An 18,970-nucleotide genomic window follows, 5' to 3' on the forward strand; every position below is an offset into this window, starting at 1 on the left:
CCGGAAAGGAATCGGGAGCACAGCATCGGGGATCAGATGGTGACTTTGAATGTGGGGTTTATGGAGCGCTTACACTAGATCAGGGCTGGAGTTTTAGAGACGGCTCCAGTCCAGTGGGTCTAAAAGGGGACGGATTTATTTTATATGCGTGAGCAAGGTGATAGTCCTGTCAGGCTCATCGAAAATAAATCCGTCCCCTTTTCGTGTATAAATGGTGGAGCAGTAGCTGCAGCCGTCGGCTGCTATTTTAATTGCGCCACCTTTCCAAGTAGACTTGACATGCCGATCCCGGAAAATTCCGGAGTTATGATGATTTATATACCCAAGCTTGAGCAGGTTGGGACGCAGTGGAGGCCACAAAAAGTGAGCGAGGAATTAGGATTTTTATCTGAGAAAGTGGCGAGATATGATCTTGTTTTTGTCAAGATTGTTGATGCGCCGCGCCCGCAAGTATTACGGGCGAAAATTGAAAAAATATATACGACAGGGAAAGGGATTGATAGCACCTTCCTTGGTTCAGAGGTTGAGTTCGTTCGATCTGGTGGGACATGGGGAGATATGGCTTTGATTGTGGGGGATCAGGCTATTTTATTTGTTAAATCAATTTCTGGGGAGTTGTATGAAAATGCTTGGCGCGGTCATATGGTCGTGGAGGAGATCGAAGGAACTTCATATGCTATATTTCAATATAAGGAGTTGTGGCTAAGGGAGGATATTCCATCTTCGATTAGGGCGTGTTCACGGCAAGACCCCAAACGCCCGTATGCGACGGCGATCCGCTTCGATGTCATGGAAGCTTATTTATCGAGTCTAATTGAAAAGGTGAGTGCTAATGCAAAAAAAATATGAGAGTCATCGAGGAACAGTTGTATGAGTGAAAAGAAGATTGATCTATCGGTTTTTTGTATGAGGGCGAGACTATTCCTGTCCCAGGGTCGGGCGGATGATGCACTTGGTTTATACGGGGATGTCATTCAAGTCGACCCAGACAATGCTTTGGCATATGCTGATCGTGGTACAGTGTATGCGATGCTGAAGAGGTCCGATATGGCGCTCAGTGATCTGGAGCGAGCTTTTGCTCTTGGGTATGCTGATGCGTCAGCTTATAGCACTGTGGCTACAATCTATTTAGAGTTGAAGCGGTTTTCAGATTCGCTCAGGTATTTTGCTAAAGCTATCGAATTGAATCCAAACTACCCGTGGACCTATTATAATCGGTCTGATGTTTTTCACGAGTTGGGTGATGATAGGGCTGCCGTTGCGGATCTTGAAAAATGTCTTGAATTTAATCCAGAGGAGAATTTAAAAAAATTGATTTTGAGTCGCCTTGGCTTACTGAGAAATCAGCAATGGACCTAAAAGGGGACGGATTTATTTTTTATGCGTGAGTAAGGTGATAGTCCTGTCAGGCGCATCGAAAATAAATCCGTCCCCTTTTCGGTCCAGGTTAAACCGATCCCACAATCAGTTCTCGACGCTGCTAACCGTGCAGGGGTATTAATTCGAGACATTAATGGACATGTGTATTAAAAATGAAGCGACCAATTTTTTACTGTAAGTCATGGTTTAGAGCAAAAAAACGACCAACGGATGTTTGGACGGAAGAGCAAGCTAGATCTGCTCATATGAACAAGAGGCGCTATACGGTTCTTGTAGACTCTGCTGACCGGCCTTATTGCTTTCTTGATGTTACGGAACAGGTGGTTGGTGTTGGATTTCTTGATGAAAGCTTACGTGAGTCGTTGACATATGCTTTTCAGAAAGTTGAAGATGGAAGGCTGTTTTTAACGATGGCGACTCACCGTGAGTTTGAAGGTGAGACGGACAAGATTGCTAGTGGCATTTCTTATGTTTTTAAACAAGACGGCACGGTTCAGATGAGACGCGAATTCTTCAGTCCTTATCGTCTTGAGGTTTCGACAACGTCGTCTGATGTTAGCGCGAATTACTCTTTAATGCCGGAGTTTGGTGAGTATGATGATTTCATTAAAATAGAAAGAGGTTAGATTGACTGGTAAGGAGCGTTTTTGAATGACGCTTATTTAATTGATGTACCGTCGAAGATTATGCATTGTCAGCGTGCATGCAATCTTCTAAAAGGACTAAAAAGGGATGCCCATTAGCCGGTCCTACGTCAAGAGATTCAAAGCCGACCAGCCCTGCTTGTTTAACGGCAGGGTGTCCCTTAGAGACCTAAAGGGGACGGATTTATTTTTTATGCATGTGTAAGGTGATAGTCCTGTCAGGCGCATCGAAAATAAATCCGTCCCCTTTTCGATTAAAATAAAATTGATGTGCTTATTCATAATTGATTGATGAGGGCTGGATGGATAATTTTGAAGGGTCAGACGAGCAATTGCTGGCGCGTCGCAAGGCTGGTTTTGCAGCATTCAAGTCCGAGCGCCTACCGGTGCTCCATGAGTTCTGCACCAGCCTGGGGTTTGAACAACCTCACGAGGTCCTGAACACTCCCGGGAAATTTTTGGCCCAATTGGACAGCGGTTTTCGAAGTGCAGTGATCAGCGAGGCCAACCGGGTCTGGTTCATTACCCGTATCGGTTACTACATCGGCGAGTACCTGGCGACACGGTATGACGGGTATTGGCAGGTCGACGAAGACCCGGCGTCGCCGACCTTCACACGTTATGTGGTCGGCGGTTTTTCATTCGACGGGGTGACCACGCCAATGGTCGACCCAATGGAGATGGCTCAGGTGTATGCCGATACGCCCGCACCAAGGTCCCTGATTCAGGAAATCGATAAAGTGTTGGTCAAGTAAACGTGATGACTGATGATTAGATCCTGAAAGACGCAGCCGACGCACGTGCGCCAGCACCAGGAACTTCGGTTCACTGGATCGAGTAGCGCACTGCTCAACTGATCCGCGCCGCCTCATTGCAATAGGCCAGTTGCGGATCCTGGTGCTCGATTAGGTAGATGCTGATCGGCAGATGAATGCGCGGGCTCAGCCGGTCGAGCAACCGTTCGCAGTCATGGCGAACGGGGGGGGGCTTCGCCCGTCAGGCGGCAGATCAACCGCGAGACCCAGCGCTGTGAGGCCAGTACCAGCAGCACATGCCGTTCCGATCCGCCTTCGCTCAGTAACCACACGCCGTTGGCCACACGCAGCAGCGGGGCAAGGGTTTGCGCCAGTTTTTGCTGTTCTGCCGGTGCCAATTGGAGGGGGCTGTATTGAAGCGGGCTTCCGGTCGCCGGACTGGCTACTCAAACATCGAAGTGGATGCTATAGAATTTATGTATTTTCGATTTTAAGAAAAGGATTGTCGGAGGGCACAGGTGTTGCCGCTGACCCATCTAAAAGCATCTAAAAGAGGACGGGTTTATTTTATATGCGTGAGTAAGGTGATAGTCCTGTCAGGCGCATCGAAAATAAATCCGTCCCCTTTTCGCTAACTTTAGAAATATAGGGGTTCCACCTAGTCAGTTGGAATTATTTAATTCAATTATTAAAAGTATTGGGCCGACTGGGAAGTGATTGTGGATATTTTAGAAGCATACAAAATAAGGGATGACTTGATTCGTTATCTCTCTAAGGGTCAAATCGAAAGCGGAGTAGAATTTTTTGAAAAAAAATCCGGCGAGGTTCCCGAAATCATTCAGCTTGAGTGTTTAGGTAATATTAGTTTTTATCGAAGAGATATTGCTGAGGCGGTAAGATTTTATGAGGCGGCGAATTCGCTTTCTCCTGACTATGTTATTCCTCGATATTTTTACCTCGCGGGTGTTAGAGGTGAAAGAGAAGGGGAGTTTGTGAGAGCTTTCAAATATTATCAGGCCGCAATTGAAGCGGAGCCTTCGTTTGTTGATCCTTATGTAGAGCTTGGAGCCCTGCTTGTGAAAGTTGGTGATTTCGAAGGGGCTCTGAAGTGTTATGAAGATGCGGTAAATTTGGCGCCTGAAGAGCTATTGATTCATGAAAATCTAAAATCTGTTTTGGTTAAGTTGAATGGTGATAACGCTGGTGTTTATGAGGAGAAGCTTCAGGCGGCTAAATTGGCTTACGAAGAGGTTGTTCGTGGTGGCAAGTTTAAACCTGTCCCTCAACAGAGTCACTGGTGATACTCTGAGCTATATTCTCTTTCCTGCGGGAGTTGACTGTAGGCGGTAACCAATTCGCCGTCTTGGATTAGTTTGTGGATTGAGTGAGCCAAGGGCGTTACATCGGTAATGCGTTGTATCCATTGGTTTACATATAGTTGCACGGCTTCTTTGCTGAGGCCGATTTGAATGGCTCTATATTCCAGCGGGCGTAAGAGCAGATCTCTTTCCGGATCCCACTGAACGCGTACAGGTGATGCCTTCTTTTTGGCTTCCCATTCTGCCTTGTCGATAGAGTCATCGGCATGACTCAAGCAGCCATGCGCCAACGCCCATTCAAAGCCTTCCCTCGTAATGTCGATTGCCAGGATGCGCTTCTGTCCCGCATCTTTAAAACCCCATCCAGCGCGATACATCATCCACAAAAAGGAAGGTTTAATCCACGTCATTCGGTCCATCTTGAACGGCGGGGATGCGAATTTTCCCTGTGCCAGTGCTGCGTCCGTGATGGCATCGGAATAGGCTTGATAGACGCGAATGGTTGTCGCATCGTAGACCGCCCTGATTTGACGATGAGGTATTTCAGAAAATTGCTTGTTCATATTTTTATTTTGCACTCGTCGGAGAAAAACTGAAGGGATGGATTTGAATGACACTTACTTAAGCGATGTGTCGTCGAAGATCATGCGTTGTCAGCGGACATGATCTTCGACGGAGCGGGAAGCACAGAGGTTCCCGTTCAATGACTAAGTCCTGTCAGGCGCCAGTGTTGACGGTCTGCCCATCCAGCACCGAGTCCATTTTCAGCTGTGCCAGCTCAATCAGGTGCACCACACCCATCGCCACCTTGCGGTTCGAGCCGGTTTGGTTGTCGGCATGCTCATAGGCCGTGGCCGCGGCGGATTGCAGGATCGAGTAGACGTTGACCAGGGCGTCTTCCTGATGCCTGGGGTCCGGTAGATGATCACGTAGCACTGTGTTTGGGGCGGGTTTCGAACCAGCGTCCGGACCGAGGTTGTAGTGAGACAAAGCCCGGTCGGCGATACGTGGATCGATGGTTTCAACGTTGGGTGTTGCAGGTGGATTGGGGGTGATCTTGAACATAAAGTGGGTACTCCCGATCTGTTGAGGGAGCCGCCACATTCGCGACTAAACGAAGGGGTGGCTAAAAGGGAACGGATTTATTTTTATGCGTAAGTAAGGTGATAGTCCTGTCAGGCGCATCAAAAATAAATCTGCCTACTTTTTAGTTATTTATTACAATGATCTGGCAGTCAAGAGATAACATGGAGTTCAGAATGGATGGGCGCGCACAGCAACACTCTCCCGATTTGGCCAGTCTAATCCGTCGATTAGCTGCTCAGATCATTGACGCAGTCATCGTCCTCTTTCTGATGTCTGTCAACATCATGGTTTTGAGCTTTGTAGGCCTGTACAGTATTGCCTCTCTCTCGGGCATGGTATTCGGCGGCGGATATTTTTTGTTTTCTGACGCTATCTGGGATGGTCAAAGCATTGGCAAAAAAATGATGAAGATTTCAGCTGTTGATGAGTTTAGTCTTTTAGGGTGCAGTTACCTTCAATCATTTAATCGTAATTTCCTGAAGTTTTCTCTGTCCTTTATAGACTGGATGTTCATATTTTTTGGATCCCGGAAAAGATTGGGGGATATGCTCGCATCGACAGTGGTGATCAACGTGAAATAGACGTCATGTCTGTCGGCATCGTAGAATATTAAATGCGGTCCCTTCTTCTCACAGCTGCTGATGAAGTGCAAAAGGAACAGGCAACGTTGTCTGCTCCTGAGACACCCCAGTCGGGCGGCAAGTAATTTTTAATGATGTACATGGAGTGTTCATGAAAAAAACTTCACTGCTGATGTTGAGCCTGATTCTGACGTTACCAGGGTGTAAATCCAACGTCAGAGACTCTTCCCCCAGTTTGCTCAATAACGGCATCCAACTGCACCAAGACAAAGTGACCGTCGATACGCAACACGCCAAGGTCATCATGAAAGCGTCGGGTGCCACCTTCCCAGTTGAGTTTTCGATCAGGCGCGCAACGGATCCTGACCAGCGAATGGATGTGCAGGGAACTGTTGCGGATACCGGCCGGGGCAAGGTGTTTGGCTGGATTGCCACGCTCAACGAAACGGTCCATAGCGCAACGTTGAAGCACTTCCCGCAGTTGGAAGTACAAGCCGACGCCGATCAACCGTTCGTGGTATCAGGTTACGCCAGTGGCGAGAGCATTGGCAGTCGCTACCGATGTGGCCCGGTCAGAAGCACTTTCACACCGGAACGAAGCAAGGTTTATCTGGTGGAGTTTCAGTTTGTGGATGACCGCTGTGAACAGCATGTCTACGATGTCACTCAGTCAGAAACGCGTATTCCCGTCGCGAGCGTACCGGGCCTTTGAGGCCGATTTGAGTCAACGCTGAGCCATCGCAACACACAGAATCCATTTGAAGAAGGAAGCACTACGTGAAACGGAATTTCTCCCTGAGCCTTATCGTCCTGGCTGCAATGTTAGGTGGCTGCGCCGCTAACAAGCCGGCCAACGATCCATCCTTGATTGGTTCATGGAAAGGCCTGCGGGCAGAAAACGGCAAATGCCAGTTCCTCTCCTGGAACAATGACTTCAAGCCCGACGGCAGCTTCACTGTCACCTTTTTCCGGGATGCCCAGCAGACCCAGCCGATTCAAACCGAACATGGCCGCTGGTCGGCCGCCAATGGCAAGAACGAATTGAGAACTGATGGAGTGCGTTTGCCAGATGTCTACACCTACAAGTTGATCGATGCCGACACGGTGCATTACGTGAATGTGGCGTCAGACCCTTCCGGCGACTGCCAGGAAGATTATGAGTTCACTGAGCGCCGCATTCGCGGTTAAGCCAATCAGGTGTTCGGCCGCGCATTGCATGTACGAGCAGCCATAGAGCTGCGCAGGTGACGTAAATGGGGTCATCGCAGTAACAGCGTAACCGCTCCATGGTCGGTCGGGCTACGTGAAGACGCGCGACCGTGGTCTGACGAAGAACACGGCGCAACGGGTGACACCGTTTGTGCTGTCGAACTTGTGGATGGCGCGTAGACATTTATTGACGAGTGCGAGAGAGGTGCGCCTGTAATGTGGGGAATGGTTGCCGCGAGGTGCTCGCAGTGGCTAAAAGCACAAAAATGAGCGAGTGACCTGATCGTCTTTGATTGATTCGCCGCGTTCAAGGTCGGCAGAGGCTGGAGTCAGTCAGAAATACATGACTACTTCAGACCCTCCCTGGCTGCTGCGGCTCTTTCATTGGTTCGTGACGGCGTGATCAGACTTGACGACACTGTGTACCCGAGGGCCAATTCACTCTGCGTCAACTACTGAGCCATCAGGCTTATGCCTGGACAAGGCGTTCGGTAAAAATACATCCGTCGGGATAGACGTTGACAGTGAAATAAACGAGGCCCGGTTGATGGGGGGCGATTGTCGAATGACAGGTTTTATTCGTTAATCAGGGCCTTTGTTCGCATGATTCATCATGTTGCTGGTAATTGATTTCAAGTTATTGCCGCGGCGCCACTTTTTTGTTAGATTGCGCGCCTCAAAAATTAACCAGGGACGTGTTATGTTTTTTATTATTTGGCAAGGCTGGGGCGTTCTTTCGATTCTTATCCCACTGCTCTGCATTGTGCCTTTCGCTGGGCTCTTCAATGGGCTCGGGCTGGGTGTCGGTCTATTGGTTGGTGCGGCCGCCAACGCCTATATTGGCCACAAGCTGAATAACCAGCCGGGCAAAACCTACATAGATAAAAACACGGGTGGCGAAGTGATCTTTCGCAAGAAACACACGTTGTTTTATGTGCCCATGCAGTATGTGTCAGTGCTGTGGGCCGTGGTGGGTGTATTTGCGTTGTTTAGTGCGCACTAAGGAAGGACTGAAGTACCTACCGATTTTTCATGCCCTCGCTACTTGAGGTTCAAAAAATCATGAGTTGGTCGAAAAACAGATCTTTCCTGTCCTTAACTCATGGATCTTTCCTCTAGTCGTACTGTTTCAGGGGGATTGGTCCACGCTACGGGCGCTTACCCACTTCGGTGTCTCCCGTATCGCCGCAGACGTAAGTTTCTTCGCCATGAAGCGACTAATCGAGCTGTGTCACGTTCGCCATATTGTTTGCGCATAGCGAAAGCCATCAGGTACATGCCATCCGATCTACTGATTGACGCCGGGCGTTGAACATGGAGCTCGGGGGCATGTTTTACTCTGGTCACGTAAACGTCTAGCCAGTAGGTATCAGCGTGCTTATTCCACAATCGTATGTACATCCTCCTTGCTCAAACAGACCGACAACTGCTGACCTTCCTTGCTGAAGGCGCAATAGGGCAATGCCTGCTGCGTGAGGAAGGCCAGTGGCACGGCTATAAAAAATGCGCTCAACGCTGCTGCAGCCACGGTTTTCCCGAATATTTTCAGCCCGGAGAGTGACGCGTTTCTGGACGCCGTTTTTGCCCTGGAACGGGCATACAAACCGCTGGCCAGGATCGCTGCGCCGATCAGCATGGCAATCGTGATATCGGCCTGTACGGGGCTGTAAAGCAGATTGCCGTTGGCATCGTCCGGGTAGTTCAATTGCCACCAGCCACCGATGCACAGCGGCACAAGCCCGGCGGTGACCCAGGCGAGGATCGACCCCGGCAGCCGTAGCAGGATGGTCACTATCAGGCCGAGGGTGGCAACGGCCCAGCCGCTGAGAAACAATTGGGTGGACATGGCACCGCCGAACAGGGTGCCGCCGACATCCTTGGGTGTCAGAAGGGTCCAGTCGTAGAAAACGATGTGCAGAAGCACAACCCCTACGGCAATCCAGCTCATCGGGAAGTAAAGCCATAACCATCGGGTGTTGGAGCGAAGCATTGTCTTACTCATGCTGGGGGACGAGAACGTGTCAGAGATGTGCATGAATGAGAGAGGGTGCCAGGCATCAGCACTATCACTGAACGTGTGGCGTTCAGATTCGGAATAACACACATCTTCCTTTTTGTGTTTTGGGCACCAGTTTGAAATGTGCTCTTGCGCATTGTATATGCTTGTTGATCCGGTGAGGGTTGAACGCTTGAGCGTACTTTCAGGCGAGAGGACATGCGGCCTTCACAGCCCTTTGTCGAACTGAAGTGCCATCGCGCATTGTCATGCTCACAGAGCCCTACACGCCTGTTTCCCGTCCTCTGCCGAGTTCATCGTCCAAGGTCCTGGTCGGTGCCAAATCCGCTGCTGACTCACAGTGAAGTCCTTTCCCGCTTAATGCGAGGTCAGCACGACCGAAAAGCCCTGCAGGTTTACGCGTGCAGGGCTTTTCTCGTTTTCGGCCCCAGGGGGCATGATTCATTGACCTTGGGATTGATCTACGCTTAATGCTCTACAGAGAGGGTTGCGTGTCATGAGCGAAGATCGAGTGGTTGCGCTTGAGATAGCGCTTAAAACGGTAATGGCCGTCGCTGGGCGACAAGGCGTGGCAGCCGACGAGCTGTGCAGGAAGTCAATTCGCGCAATAATTAGCGACCCCGAGTTTAATTGGGTCAAGCCCGACCATGCCGAAGACGCCATCGCCGAGATTGAAATGGCTCAAGCTGCCATTGCGCACCTGTCTCTACCCTCGGCGAAATAAGCGGGTGCGGATCACGGCCGGCGATGCGGCGCAAACGGATGGGGGACTACGAGGTGGCTTCCCGGTTTTACTTGGGAGCCAAATCGCCGTACCAATAAGCAGCCGTGACGCCGCCATCCATCAGAAAGTCGCTGCCTGTAATGAATGTGCCCTCAGGCCCCATGAGCAGTGCTCCCAAGGCGCCCACTTCATCTGGCGTTCCTCCGCGTCCTGCTGCGCTCAGGTCAATCATGCGCCGGTAGCCTTCGCCACGAGGGCCGCTTAGTTCGTCCCGCGCCAGTGGTGTAAAGATGATGCCAGGGCTGATCGTATTGACTCGCGCGCCGCGTTTGCCCCAGCGCACAGCTTCTGCCATGACTCGCAACGAGTTCCCGCGCTTGGAGATCTGGTAAGCGTTTAAAGGGTCGGTGACTTGATCGGCTTGGAGCATCGGGAGCGCGAGCAGATCGTCCGCTGGAGTTGTCGCCAACGCCTTGTTTTGTTCGGCACTCAATGCGGGCAAGCGGTGGCCGGATTGTGAAGCGATGACGATCGCGGAGCCGCCTTCGGCGATGACATTGCCGAACTCTTCAAGAACGACTGCGGTTCCATACAAATCAACCCGCAAAATGGTTGCTGCTGGCGCTTGAGACGGTGAAACACCGGCAGCGTGGATGACCCCGGTGATCTCTCCAATGGCCGTTGCGGTTTGCACCAGCGCCTGAACCGACTCGCGAGAAGAGACATCCACGATGGCCGTGGAGACCTCGAATCCTGCGTCAAGCAAGACCTTTGCCGCGGCATCGGCGTTTTCCTGCCGCAGATCTGCCAGCACGACGTGCTTACCGGCGCTGACTCTGCGGGCAATGGCTTGGCCGATCGAACCGGCGCCAATAACGACAATCACTTTTGAAAGATTTCTCATGAGCATATCCCTCGTCAAGCTTGAGTTGACTCATCCGGTTGATCGATTTTGCATGCAATCGTAGGCCATGATTTTCAGCCCGGAGTGGGCAGCTTGCCTGCACGCATCGCGGCTATGACTCCGCCATCGATCAGCAGATCACTTCCCGTCACAAAGCCTGCATCAGGCCCAAGAAGATAGGCAGCGGCAATCGCGATTTCCTCAGGCGGCGCCATACGCTTGGCTGGGGAGGCCGCAATCATTGCTCTATAGCCGTCACCAATGGGGGAGTTGAGTTCGTGTTGCGCCAGTGGCGTTGCAATGATCCCAGGGCTCATTGAATTGACCCGTGCTCCACGCTCGCCCCAACTCACCGCTGCCGCCTGTACGCGAAGGTTGTTGGCACGTTTGGCCATCATGTAAGCCACCATGGAGTTAGGAACCGCATCCGCAGAAAGGAACGGGAGCTCGAGCAGTTCGTCCGCGGGAGTGAAAGCCAGCGCATGATCTTGTTCGGGAGTGAGGGCTGGCATCATATGGGCCGCCATGCTCGAGATAATGAGGCCAGCGCCGCCCGGCGCAATGACGCGCTCGAACTCTTCGAAGACGACGGCAGAGCCATACAGATCGACTGCCAAAACACGGTCTGCAGGCGCCATGTTTGGCGATACACCCGCCGTATTGACCATCTGGACAACGCTGCCCAAAGCTGCCGCTGCGTCAGCCAGTCCCTTGACTGACGCTCTGGACGATACATCCACGAGACGCGTCTCTACGGTGTAACTTGCACCCCGTAGAGTGTCGGCCGCGGCCTGCAAAGCCTGTTCATTGAAATCGGCGAGCAATAAAGTTTTGCCAAAACTCTGCCTGCGAGCAATGGCGAGGCCAATTCCACCGGCACCGATTACGACAACAATCTCATTCTTCATAATGATTTCCTTCGGCTCTAGCCATTTAATGAACGGCGTCTATCCAGCGGCATCACCTTGGATAGTTGCGCGGCATGCGAGGCGCGCTCATCGCAGCCACTGTTCAAATGCGGTTCTTTAGAAAGTGGTGTAGCGGGCACTCGCGATCATCCATACACCTTCATGCTTCTCGAGTTCTAAAACGAACCTCAATCTCCAGGGTGCAGTCATGCCATTAATGCTGGCGTTGAAAATGCCGCGACCTTGCACTGTGGAGCATTTTCCCTTGACGCTGACTTCAAGCGAATTCTGTTCCAGTTCTATTCGGTGATAGTTGAAGTCTCCCGACCAAACAAGATCAAGCCATTCGTGCTTGGGCTGAACGTAGCCGGTGATATGCACCAGTGAGAAACCCGATTCGAGCAAGAGATCAAGATCAGACGAACGAGCCTCTACCATGGCCGTGTGATAGGCGTTCAGGATTTCAATAATCTCTGAGCTTTCGTCAGCGTGCTCCATGGAACTCAACATGTATTTATCCTGTGAGCATTTAATAAAACGTGCGTGTGATCTGCGTGTGATGCTGGATCGCTATGCCCGACAGCACGCCCTCAATGGTGCCGGACTCACCCGTTGCGGGAAGTACGGCTGCCCAATATAGAACGAGAGCATCCACATGATTAGATGCTAGGATCTGTATGAACTTATACTTTGAGATAATAAATGGATCGATCTGAACTCGGCGATCTGGCGGTTTTTCTGGTCGTGGCGCAGGAGCTGAACTTCACTCGCGCAGCCGCGCGACTCGCTACGTCACAGTCTTCGGTCAGTCAGACCATCCGCCGGCTCGAAGCACGCCTGGGCGTCAGATTGCTCGCTCGCACCACCCGGAGTATGGCCACGACGGAGGCGGGAGAGCGGTTACTGGAAACCGTACGGCCCGCATTTGGCAACATTGAAGCCAAACTGAGCGAGCTGAGTGAAATGCGCCAGAAACCGGCCGGCAGCGTTCGCATCACCGCGAGCAAGCACGCGGCTGAAGGCATCCTCTGGCCCACGGTTTCACGTCTGTTACTCGAGTATCCGGACATCAAGGTAGAGATATCTACCGATGCGGCATTAACAGACATCGTCACTGATCGCTTCGATGCTGGAGTGCGACTGGGTGAACAGATTGATCGGGACATGATTGCCGTACGGATCGGTCCTGACCTGCGAATGATTGTCGTGGGATCGCCGTCGTACCTGGCGCGCAGTCCAGCGATCAAGATGCCCCATGACCTGACCCGTCATGCGTGCATCAACGTGCGTTTGCCTTCATCGGGAGCTCTCTACGTTTGGGAGTTCCATAAGGAAGGACGTGACTTGAATGTACGGGTTGATGGCCCGCTGACGTTCAACAACATGCGCCTGGCGCAACAAGCGGCGGTAGAAGGTTTCGGCCTGGCATTTATATTTGAGGACGTTGCGCAGGAACAACTGCGATCCGGTCAGCTTGTTCAGGTGCTTGATGAGTGGTGCCCATTTTTTGCGGGATACCATCTTTATTTCCCCAGCCGACGTCAGCAGTCTCCTGCGTTTACGCTATTGGTTGAGGCATTGCGCAAGAACGTCGATGCATCATTTTCGGGTACAAAATGGCGTCCGGCCTGAGCAACCTGGCCATGCGATGCTGCGGCATGAGAAGTTCGTTTTTCTACAGGACACCGCTGGTATCGGTTTGACGTCGCACACTCTTCAGGCCAGTTGGTGCGACTCGAAGCTGATCGACAGGCTTTCAGCGCGGTCAGGATGCGGTGCAAACGGATGGGGGACTGCGAGGTGGCTTCCCGGTTTTACCTGGGGGCCAAATCGCCGTACCAGTAAGCAGCCGCGACTCCGCCATCCATCAGAAAGTCGTTGCCTGTAATGAATGTGCCCTCAGGACCCATGAGTAGTGCTCCCTGGCGTTCCCCTTGCGTCCTGCCGCGCTTAGTCACTCCATGCGTAATCTGGAGGCGCGGTTGGAGATGCGCTTGTTCAACCGTACAACACGATCGGTTTCGTTGACTGAGGCAGGGCAGCAATTACTGTAGGGTTGATGTTCAATCCGCATAGCCGACCACCGATATCCCCACTTATAGCCAAGCCATCACACCACCATGGCGGGAGCAGGTGCCACGGCGGTGTTGGCTAAAACTGTAGGTGTTGTCGCGACACTTGGCGGTTGCACCCTCGGGTGCGCGATTTGATTTTGTATGGGCGGGGCTGTGTACGGTTTTTCCGTCGCTATTGATGTACGAACCATGCTCGACCAGTTGCGACTCGTCAGGGTTTACGACTTGAGGATCAGTACCAGATCTTGCGAACGCGGGCTGAAAGATCAAACACGCAGTGAGTGCCAGGTAGACTGGTTTCATTGGGAGATCCATCCGTGGTGTGTAGGCAGAGTCTAGTCTAGTGTAGGACTTTGTCGTTTCTGGGAGTTGCTGTACGCCTCGAAATTACAGGGCAAGCATGACGTCTTTCCTGACGTGACAAAGCCCAGCCTGGTGCTGGGCTCTGTTGGTTTTTAGGTTCGTGCGCGTAACACAGGGCTACCCTTTACCCTGGCGACAGGGTGAGTGCTGGTGTGCGAGTTTCTGGCTAACTGGCGGCTTGAAAGGTCTCCTCAGGCTTCTAGGGAGCGCTTGACCGGGAACGACACGAACGGCTTGATCTCCTTGAGCACGAACATGCTCTGCATCTCCTTGATGCCGGGCAACTGTCGGATGACCGACATCGCGAAGTCGGCATACGAGTCGAGATCGCGTGCCACTACCTGCAACAGGAAATCAGCGTCGCCACCGATGCTGTAGCACGCCACCACATCCTCCAGCTGCATCACTTCCTGCTCGAACTTCCGGGCCTCGGCTGCGCTGTGATGGTCGATGCTGACCCGGATGAACACCATCACTCCCAGCCCGATCCTGCGTCGGTCGAGCACCGCCCTGTAGCCTTGAATATAGCGGTGTTCTTCCAGCTGCCGGACCCTGCGCCAGCAGGGCGAGGCAGACATGCCGATATGATCGGCCAAGGTCTGGTTGGTGATCCTGCCGTCCTGTTGCAAGGCTGTAAGGATTTTGACATCTGTCAGATTTAGCGTCTGATCGGTCATAAATTCCGCGTCCCTGTGATAAAGAGGTAGATCCTACCAGAACGCATCGGCCGGGCAATTAAAATAGAAATTTTTTCCCCGGCTAAAGGGGATAAGATTTTTTCAACTTCTAACGTTGAAGTTGCCACGCTTTAGCCGCTATGCACAAACCGATGCCAGACGCGTCGTTGAATACATAAACCACAGTTGATCGCTTCCTTTTTCGGAGGGCGCGATTGCAGGGTGATAAATGATTCTTCATCTTGGCAGGTAGTGGCTATTGATAGTGGCAGTGACACTACGAAGTTTGTCGGGTTGCTCGATGGTTGGGCTGACTTCGGTGTGACAAAACTTGAAGAACTGAAGGTTTATTGACCGTCGTGGAGGATTCAATGAATTTTGATGCTGCCGTTCACAAATGCGTGATTGTCGTCGACAAAGCACTGGGGCTGGGACATGCGGCCAATGCCGTCAGCGTTATCGGCGTCAGCCTCGGGCGCTCGGTAGAAGGTCTGGTCGGACCTGACATGCAAAGCCGTGACAATGTTAATTACCCCGGCGTCATCTACGCACCGTTGCCGATTCTGCTGTCCACCAATGAGTATTTGCAGGAACTTCAAGAGAAAGCGCTGGCGGATGAGGAAATTCACATCATGCCATTCAGCGCCTTGGCACAATCCTGCAAGACGTATCAAGAGTATGAGTCGCGTATCTGCGAGGCCGACAGTTCAGCCATAGAGTTGGTTGCCATCGGCTTGATCGGGCCGAAGAAAAAAATCAGCAAGTTGACCGGTAATCTTTCGCTGTTCAAATGACAAGGCGGTTGTAGTGTACGTTTTGTTCAGCCTGAGATTCTGGAGTTGGCACATACAGTTCATCAATAACATGCAGTGTTTGAGAAGGATGGTATCTGCAGCGGGGAGTTGAATGATATTCAGCGTGTGGCGTATTAAAAACATACTCCGTTATGTCAAGGCGTATTCGAATTTTTTACTTGGGTAGATAGTCTGTTTTATCCGGCAGTGCCATAGATAACCTTGCTTGCCGGAAGCGGAAAGCGTCGAGCAAGACAATAATAAATTACCTGAGGAGCACGACATGCTCGATTTGACGCAAGTACTTACCTATTCGGCAGCGCTGGGTATCGCGGCCGCCATTCCCGGCCCTGGCATGGCGGCGCTGGTGGCGCGGAGCGTCAGCGGTGGCGCGTTATCGGGTTTTTGTCTGCTGTTTGGGTTGATCCTCGGCGATCTGACCTACCTGTCATTTGCCGTCTTCGGCCTGGCGATGATCGCCGAGCACTTCAATGCGTTATTCCAGCTGGTACGCTGGGCGGCGGCGCTGTACCTGTGCTACCTGGCCTGGCAGTTCTGGTTCGCCAACCATCAGGCGATTGAAGTCGGCAAGCCGGTGAAGAAGAAGGAGCTGCTGTCGGCGGCGATATCCGGTCTGACCATTACCCTGGGCAACCCGAAAACCATCGCCTTCTATCTGGCGTTGCTGCCGCTGGTGATCAATCTTGAGACGGTCACGTTGCAGACCTGGGGGCTGATGCTGGTGCCACTGACCATTCTGGTTCTGCTGGGTGTTGGCGCGCTGTTCATTGTTGGCGCGGTGCGTATCCGGCACCTGCTGTCGAGCCTGCGAGCGCAACAGCGGCTGTTCCGCGGTGCGGCGGCGATCATGGTGGCGGCTGCCGCAGCGATGCTGATTCGTTGAGGCGCTGAGTGACTGTGGCTGCACCCTGCATGGAAGTGTTTCGCTTGCAGTGCGGTCACGGCGCCACTCATTGTCGGCGCTTCAGCTCAGAGCTTGTAGCCGATCTGTCGCAACAGGTTTTTGCGCCACAGGATATCTTCGTCGCCTTCAATGTCCTTGGCGCAAAAACCATCCACTACACCGAGGATCGCTCGGCCTTGTTCGGTTTCAGCGAGAATGACTTCCGTTGGGTTGGCTGTCGCACAAAAGATATGGCACACCTCAGGAACCATTTTGAGGGTGCTCAACACGTTGAGCGGATAGAAACCGTCGCCGAGGAAAATGATGAAGCTATGGCCTGCGGCGATGGCTTTCGCGTTTTTTTGCGCCAGTTCGATCATGGCGCTGTCGGTGCCGGACCAGCGCACCAGGCATTTGCCGGAGGCTTCACAAAAGGCCAGGCCAAACGTGATACCCGGCACGCAACTGACTAATGCTTCATGAATGTCCTCGACGGACTTGATGAAGTGCGTCTGCCCAAAAATGAAGTTCGTCGCTTCCGGCTTATCGATTTTCAACGTGATGAGTTGCATCTCAAACGCCTCCTTCCGCGATGTATTATCAGGGCCCGACAACACAACCAAGCATAGTTACTGATTTGCAGTGGCGCCGTCTGCTGTCGATCGCAGCGTCTCATTCAGGTCGGCGAACCACTCTTACCTTGCCGCTGTTTCCGCCTCCGCAGAAGAACTGATTGGCGCCATCCGACTCGAGCCCCGATACGCCGACGCCAGAAGGCATTTTGAGGCTCTCCAGAACCTCACCCGTTCGCGGGTCGACGTGCCTCAATTCGCTTTCATCACCTTCCCAGGTGCCGTGCCAGAGTTCTCCATCGACCCAGGTGACGCCAGTGACGAAGCGGTTGGACTCGATGGTGCGCAGAATCGCCCCGGTCAGGGGATCGATCTGATGAATTTTCCGGTCTCGATACTCGCCCACCCAGAGCGTCCCTTCGGCCCATGTGAGCCCTGAGTCGCTGCCACCAGGCGCGGGAATCGTGGCGAGCACGCGACCGGTTTTCGGGTCGATCTTCTGGATGCGATCCTCGGCGATCTGAAACAGATGCTGACCGTCGAAGGCCGTGCCTGCATGCGCGGCGACATCGATCGAGCGCAGGGTATTCCCGCTCGCCGGATCGAGGGCGTTCAGTTTGTCTCCGCAAGCAAACCAGACCTGCTGGCCGTCATAGGTGACCCCATGCACATGGTCGACACCCGGAAAGGGTCCATATTCGCGGATAATTTCGGCTGCTGAGTGTTTCATGTCTTCCACCCTGGTGGTTTGGTCGTGGAGTGATCCTAGTCACTTGGAAGTGGAGCGGGGAGTAACAATGACGTCGCGAAACCCGGCACCGACGGGGTCATCCAGCGACGCGCTCGCCCGCGACCAAACCACTGGACCTTGCCGGCCGCCGCCAGCGAGTCGAGTGCCCGCTGTACGGTGCGCTGGCTGGCGCCAAGCGCCAGCGCCAGGGCGGAACTCGACCACGACTCACCGTCGGCGAGAAAGGCGAGCACTGCCGCCTGCTTCTCTTCGACGGGGCGCGCCAGCACGACGACTTCCGGTGCGCTGCGCGGCACCAGCGCAAAACCGCGCTTTGTTGCGGTCACGCCAGCCACTGTCCGCAGCGCCGCGCGAAGTCGCCCGATCTCGACGCGCAATCGCGCGCGATGCGACTCATCGTCAAGCTTCAATCGGAAGGCTCGGGCGATAAGCGTTTCCCTCGGCACGTCGGCGGGCCACGCTTCGCCCAGCGCCCGGGCGAGCGCGAACAACACCGGACGCCTTGCGAGCGAGACTTGCGCGCGTGCGTCACGCACGAGATGACGGCAGGCGTCCACGACCAGCGCCTTTGACGCCAGTAGTGTTTCAACGTCCTCAAGCAGCAGGAGCCGTTCTTTACCACCGGTAATCAGGCGCGCCGCGGGTGTATCGAGGACGAGGCGTGCGCTGTCGACCTCGGCTGTCAGCGCAGGAATTGCGGCGTGGCCTGCGGCATGCTCGGCCCGAGTGAGCGCCGCCCGTGCCGTCTTCGCCTGGAGGTGGCGCATCGCGATCCCCGCCACGACCAATTCGTGAACAGCCCTCGACGCAGGTGGTAAAGGCGTGGGATCGAGTTCAGCGAGCCTGTGCTCGGCTGCGTCGAGGTGACCGATCAGCAGCAAGCGCCGGATCTCGAGATACCGGGCGTGTGCGGCGTTCACCCGGTCACCGTGTTCTTCGAGTGTCGTCCGTGCTGCATCGAGTGCTTTCGCAGGCCAGCCAAGGTCGCGCGAAGCGAGCGCAATCTCGGCCTCGGCGACCACGCACCGCGCACGGGCCAAGGTCTCTTTCGGACCGAAGGCACGTGCCGCACTGCGCAACAGAGCCTTCGCGCGAACCAGCTCGCCGAGCTGCGCCATGGCGATGCCGCGTAACGCGAGTGCCGGCGCATCGTCGCGCAAGGCCACCCGGTTCAGTGCGCCGAGGGGATCACCCGCAGCGAGCGCACGCGCCGCGGCCGTTATCAGCGAATCCATCAGAGTCGCGCCACAGCTGTCACTCCTACCCTCCGATACCCGCTGCTTAGTCTATCTCACGACTTCCAAACA

At 53.5% G+C, this 18,970-nt stretch carries 25 protein-coding genes and 3 pseudogenes; 15 read left to right on the forward strand and 13 right to left on the reverse strand.

What is annotated here, in order from left to right:
• Positions 1 to 144 precede the first annotated feature (144 nt).
• The 4 genes from KRR23_RS21685 (at position 145) to KRR23_RS21700 (ending at position 2,779) form a co-directional block, all read left to right on the forward strand.
• Entirely contained in the window at positions 145 to 849 is a 705-nt protein-coding gene (locus KRR23_RS21685) for a hypothetical protein (RefSeq protein WP_216744183.1), read from the forward strand.
• A gap of 21 nt (positions 850 to 870) precedes the next feature.
• Positions 871 to 1,359, forward strand: coding sequence for a M48 family metallopeptidase (locus KRR23_RS21690; protein ID WP_216744184.1), 489 nt, complete (start codon positions 871 to 873; stop codon positions 1,357 to 1,359).
• Between the two features lie 173 nt (positions 1,360 to 1,532).
• Complete coding sequence (locus tag KRR23_RS21695; RefSeq protein WP_216744185.1) at positions 1,533 to 2,006, forward strand: lytic transglycosylase; 474 nt, start codon at positions 1,533 to 1,535, stop codon at positions 2,004 to 2,006.
• A gap of 320 nt (positions 2,007 to 2,326) precedes the next feature.
• Positions 2,327 to 2,779 (forward strand): hypothetical protein, encoded by a 453-nt coding sequence (locus tag KRR23_RS21700; protein ID WP_216744186.1) that lies wholly within the window; start codon positions 2,327 to 2,329, stop codon positions 2,777 to 2,779.
• Between the two features lie 212 nt (positions 2,780 to 2,991).
• On the opposite strand, the gene KRR23_RS21705 is transcribed toward KRR23_RS21700, so the two are convergent.
• Entirely contained in the window at positions 2,992 to 3,177 is a 186-nt protein-coding gene (locus tag KRR23_RS21705) for a hypothetical protein (RefSeq protein ID WP_216744187.1), read from the reverse strand.
• Positions 3,178 to 3,498: 321 nt separating this feature from the next.
• Here KRR23_RS21705 and KRR23_RS21710 point away from each other — a divergent pair, with 321 nt between their 5' ends.
• Entirely contained in the window at positions 3,499 to 4,080 is a 582-nt protein-coding gene (locus KRR23_RS21710) for a tetratricopeptide repeat protein (protein WP_216744188.1), read from the forward strand.
• Here the strand turns inward: KRR23_RS21710 and KRR23_RS21715 are convergent.
• Positions 4,071 to 4,661 (reverse strand): DUF4291 domain-containing protein, encoded by a 591-nt coding sequence (locus tag KRR23_RS21715; RefSeq protein ID WP_216744189.1) that lies wholly within the window; start codon positions 4,659 to 4,661, stop codon positions 4,071 to 4,073. The two genes, KRR23_RS21710 and KRR23_RS21715, sit on opposite strands and share 10 nt — an antisense overlap.
• 154 nt (positions 4,662 to 4,815) lie before the next feature.
• Positions 4,816 to 5,163: a hypothetical protein gene (locus KRR23_RS21720; protein ID WP_216744190.1), complete on the reverse strand. Its 348-nt coding sequence runs from the start codon at positions 5,161 to 5,163 to the stop codon at positions 4,816 to 4,818.
• A gap of 194 nt (positions 5,164 to 5,357) precedes the next feature.
• Between KRR23_RS21720 and KRR23_RS21725 the strand changes: the two genes are divergently transcribed.
• From KRR23_RS21725 to KRR23_RS21745, 5 genes and pseudogenes are all read left to right on the forward strand, one after another.
• Positions 5,358 to 5,765, forward strand: a complete 408-nt coding sequence (locus tag KRR23_RS21725; protein ID WP_253912208.1) for an RDD family protein — start codon at positions 5,358 to 5,360, stop codon at positions 5,763 to 5,765.
• Between the two features lie 151 nt (positions 5,766 to 5,916).
• On the forward strand, positions 5,917 to 6,477 hold the full coding sequence (locus tag KRR23_RS21730; protein ID WP_103315123.1) for a hypothetical protein: 561 nt from the start codon (positions 5,917 to 5,919) through the stop codon (positions 6,475 to 6,477).
• A 65-nt stretch (positions 6,478 to 6,542) separates the two neighbouring features.
• Positions 6,543 to 6,953 carry a hypothetical protein gene (locus KRR23_RS21735; protein ID WP_216744192.1) on the forward strand — a complete coding sequence of 137 codons (411 nt, stop codon included), beginning with the start codon at positions 6,543 to 6,545 and terminating at the stop codon, positions 6,951 to 6,953.
• A 103-nt stretch (positions 6,954 to 7,056) separates the two neighbouring features.
• A pseudogene (locus KRR23_RS21740) lies at positions 7,057 to 7,191 on the forward strand (IS5/IS1182 family transposase); the annotation flags it as partial.
• Positions 7,192 to 7,587: 396 nt separating this feature from the next.
• Positions 7,588 to 7,977, forward strand: a complete 390-nt coding sequence (locus KRR23_RS21745; protein ID WP_216744193.1) for a hypothetical protein — start codon at positions 7,588 to 7,590, stop codon at positions 7,975 to 7,977.
• Between the two features lie 375 nt (positions 7,978 to 8,352).
• On the opposite strand, the gene KRR23_RS21750 is transcribed toward KRR23_RS21745, so the two are convergent.
• Positions 8,353 to 8,964, reverse strand: coding sequence for a hypothetical protein (locus KRR23_RS21750; protein ID WP_216744194.1), 612 nt, complete (start codon positions 8,962 to 8,964; stop codon positions 8,353 to 8,355).
• 523 nt (positions 8,965 to 9,487) lie between these two features.
• Between KRR23_RS21750 and KRR23_RS21755 the strand changes: the two genes are divergently transcribed.
• On the forward strand, positions 9,488 to 9,715 hold the full coding sequence (locus tag KRR23_RS21755) for a hypothetical protein (protein WP_103315127.1): 228 nt from the start codon (positions 9,488 to 9,490) through the stop codon (positions 9,713 to 9,715).
• 67 nt (positions 9,716 to 9,782) lie between these two features.
• On the opposite strand, the gene KRR23_RS21760 is transcribed toward KRR23_RS21755, so the two are convergent.
• From KRR23_RS21760 to KRR23_RS21770, 3 genes are all read right to left on the reverse strand, one after another.
• Positions 9,783 to 10,619 carry an SDR family oxidoreductase gene (locus KRR23_RS21760; protein WP_216744195.1) on the reverse strand — a complete coding sequence of 279 codons (837 nt, stop codon included), beginning with the start codon at positions 10,617 to 10,619 and terminating at the stop codon, positions 9,783 to 9,785.
• 74 nt (positions 10,620 to 10,693) lie between these two features.
• On the reverse strand, positions 10,694 to 11,527 hold the full coding sequence (locus KRR23_RS21765; protein WP_216744196.1) for an SDR family oxidoreductase: 834 nt from the start codon (positions 11,525 to 11,527) through the stop codon (positions 10,694 to 10,696).
• A 117-nt stretch (positions 11,528 to 11,644) separates the two neighbouring features.
• Positions 11,645 to 12,037, reverse strand: a complete 393-nt coding sequence (locus KRR23_RS21770; protein WP_216744197.1) for a nuclear transport factor 2 family protein — start codon at positions 12,035 to 12,037, stop codon at positions 11,645 to 11,647.
• A gap of 192 nt (positions 12,038 to 12,229) precedes the next feature.
• Here KRR23_RS21770 and KRR23_RS21775 point away from each other — a divergent pair, with 192 nt between their 5' ends.
• Positions 12,230 to 13,159: a LysR family transcriptional regulator gene (locus tag KRR23_RS21775; protein WP_216744198.1), complete on the forward strand. Its 930-nt coding sequence runs from the start codon at positions 12,230 to 12,232 to the stop codon at positions 13,157 to 13,159.
• A 182-nt stretch (positions 13,160 to 13,341) separates the two neighbouring features.
• Here KRR23_RS21775 and KRR23_RS21780 read toward each other — a convergent pair.
• Positions 13,342 to 13,446: pseudogene (locus tag KRR23_RS21780) on the reverse strand (short-chain dehydrogenase); the annotation flags it as partial.
• A 15-nt stretch (positions 13,447 to 13,461) separates the two neighbouring features.
• On the opposite strand from KRR23_RS21780, the pseudogene KRR23_RS21785 reads away from it, so the two are divergent.
• Positions 13,462 to 13,575, forward strand: a pseudogene (locus tag KRR23_RS21785) (LysR family transcriptional regulator); the annotation flags it as partial.
• Positions 13,576 to 13,623: 48 nt separating this feature from the next.
• On the opposite strand, the gene KRR23_RS21790 reads toward KRR23_RS21785, so the two are convergent.
• Together KRR23_RS21790 and KRR23_RS21795 are read right to left on the reverse strand one after the other, a co-directional pair.
• Positions 13,624 to 13,917, reverse strand: a complete 294-nt coding sequence (locus KRR23_RS21790; protein WP_311196264.1) for a DUF3761 domain-containing protein — start codon at positions 13,915 to 13,917, stop codon at positions 13,624 to 13,626.
• Positions 13,918 to 14,156: 239 nt separating this feature from the next.
• Entirely contained in the window at positions 14,157 to 14,642 is a 486-nt protein-coding gene (locus tag KRR23_RS21795; RefSeq protein ID WP_216744199.1) for an Lrp/AsnC family transcriptional regulator, read from the reverse strand.
• A gap of 359 nt (positions 14,643 to 15,001) precedes the next feature.
• Between KRR23_RS21795 and KRR23_RS21800 the strand changes: the two genes are divergently transcribed.
• Both KRR23_RS21800 and KRR23_RS21805 read left to right on the forward strand, forming a co-directional pair.
• On the forward strand, positions 15,002 to 15,436 hold the full coding sequence (locus KRR23_RS21800; protein WP_367880665.1) for a DUF2000 domain-containing protein: 435 nt from the start codon (positions 15,002 to 15,004) through the stop codon (positions 15,434 to 15,436).
• Between the two features lie 283 nt (positions 15,437 to 15,719).
• Positions 15,720 to 16,340 carry a LysE family translocator gene (locus tag KRR23_RS21805; protein ID WP_123583303.1) on the forward strand — a complete coding sequence of 207 codons (621 nt, stop codon included), beginning with the start codon at positions 15,720 to 15,722 and terminating at the stop codon, positions 16,338 to 16,340.
• Positions 16,341 to 16,426: 86 nt separating this feature from the next.
• Here KRR23_RS21805 and KRR23_RS21810 read toward each other — a convergent pair whose 3' ends face one another.
• The 3 genes from KRR23_RS21810 to KRR23_RS21820 all read right to left on the reverse strand — a co-directional run bounded on the left by KRR23_RS21810 (position 16,427) and on the right by KRR23_RS21820 (position 18,898).
• The gene (locus KRR23_RS21810) at positions 16,427 to 16,912 is read right to left on the reverse strand and encodes an adenosine-specific kinase (RefSeq protein ID WP_216744200.1); all 486 of its coding nucleotides are present in this window, start codon (positions 16,910 to 16,912) and stop codon (positions 16,427 to 16,429) included.
• Between the two features lie 100 nt (positions 16,913 to 17,012).
• Complete coding sequence (locus KRR23_RS21815) at positions 17,013 to 17,642, reverse strand: PQQ-binding-like beta-propeller repeat protein (protein WP_216744201.1); 630 nt, start codon at positions 17,640 to 17,642, stop codon at positions 17,013 to 17,015.
• A gap of 35 nt (positions 17,643 to 17,677) precedes the next feature.
• On the reverse strand, positions 17,678 to 18,898 hold the full coding sequence (locus tag KRR23_RS21820; protein WP_216744202.1) for a helix-turn-helix domain-containing protein: 1,221 nt from the start codon (positions 18,896 to 18,898) through the stop codon (positions 17,678 to 17,680).
• Positions 18,899 to 18,970 lie beyond the last annotated feature (72 nt).

This window comes from Pseudomonas sp. CVAP#3 (assembly GCF_018986375.1).
Lineage (GTDB): Bacteria > Pseudomonadota > Gammaproteobacteria > Pseudomonadales > Pseudomonadaceae > Aquipseudomonas > Aquipseudomonas helvetica.

Coding starts and splice junctions, on each gene's coding strand:
- KRR23_RS21685 (WP_216744183.1), top strand. CDS start 145: ATGCGTGAGCAAGGTGATAGTCCTGTCAGGCTCATCGAAAATAAATCC.
- KRR23_RS21690 (WP_216744184.1), top strand. CDS start 871: ATGAGTGAAAAGAAGATTGATCTATCGGTTTTTTGTATGAGGGCGAGA.
- KRR23_RS21695 (WP_216744185.1), top strand. CDS start 1,533: ATGAAGCGACCAATTTTTTACTGTAAGTCATGGTTTAGAGCAAAAAAA.
- KRR23_RS21700 (WP_216744186.1), top strand. CDS start 2,327: ATGGATAATTTTGAAGGGTCAGACGAGCAATTGCTGGCGCGTCGCAAG.
- KRR23_RS21715 (WP_216744189.1), bottom strand. CDS start 4,661: ATGAACAAGCAATTTTCTGAAATACCTCATCGTCAAATCAGGGCGGTC.
- KRR23_RS21720 (WP_216744190.1), bottom strand. CDS start 5,163: ATGTTCAAGATCACCCCCAATCCACCTGCAACACCCAACGTTGAAACC.
- KRR23_RS21725 (WP_253912208.1), top strand. CDS start 5,358: ATGGATGGGCGCGCACAGCAACACTCTCCCGATTTGGCCAGTCTAATC.
- KRR23_RS21730 (WP_103315123.1), top strand. CDS start 5,917: ATGAAAAAAACTTCACTGCTGATGTTGAGCCTGATTCTGACGTTACCA.
- KRR23_RS21745 (WP_216744193.1), top strand. CDS start 7,588: ATGTTGCTGGTAATTGATTTCAAGTTATTGCCGCGGCGCCACTTTTTT.
- KRR23_RS21750 (WP_216744194.1), bottom strand. CDS start 8,964: ATGCTTCGCTCCAACACCCGATGGTTATGGCTTTACTTCCCGATGAGC.
- KRR23_RS21755 (WP_103315127.1), top strand. CDS start 9,488: ATGAGCGAAGATCGAGTGGTTGCGCTTGAGATAGCGCTTAAAACGGTA.
- KRR23_RS21760 (WP_216744195.1), bottom strand. CDS start 10,619: ATGAGAAATCTTTCAAAAGTGATTGTCGTTATTGGCGCCGGTTCGATC.
- KRR23_RS21765 (WP_216744196.1), bottom strand. CDS start 11,527: ATGAAGAATGAGATTGTTGTCGTAATCGGTGCCGGTGGAATTGGCCTC.
- KRR23_RS21770 (WP_216744197.1), bottom strand. CDS start 12,037: ATGTTGAGTTCCATGGAGCACGCTGACGAAAGCTCAGAGATTATTGAA.
- KRR23_RS21775 (WP_216744198.1), top strand. CDS start 12,230: ATGGATCGATCTGAACTCGGCGATCTGGCGGTTTTTCTGGTCGTGGCG.
- KRR23_RS21790 (WP_311196264.1), bottom strand. CDS start 13,917: ATGGATCTCCCAATGAAACCAGTCTACCTGGCACTCACTGCGTGTTTG.
- KRR23_RS21795 (WP_216744199.1), bottom strand. CDS start 14,642: ATGACCGATCAGACGCTAAATCTGACAGATGTCAAAATCCTTACAGCC.
- KRR23_RS21805 (WP_123583303.1), top strand. CDS start 15,720: ATGCTCGATTTGACGCAAGTACTTACCTATTCGGCAGCGCTGGGTATC.
- KRR23_RS21810 (WP_216744200.1), bottom strand. CDS start 16,912: ATGCAACTCATCACGTTGAAAATCGATAAGCCGGAAGCGACGAACTTC.
- KRR23_RS21815 (WP_216744201.1), bottom strand. CDS start 17,642: ATGAAACACTCAGCAGCCGAAATTATCCGCGAATATGGACCCTTTCCG.
- KRR23_RS21820 (WP_216744202.1), bottom strand. CDS start 18,898: ATGGATTCGCTGATAACGGCCGCGGCGCGTGCGCTCGCTGCGGGTGAT.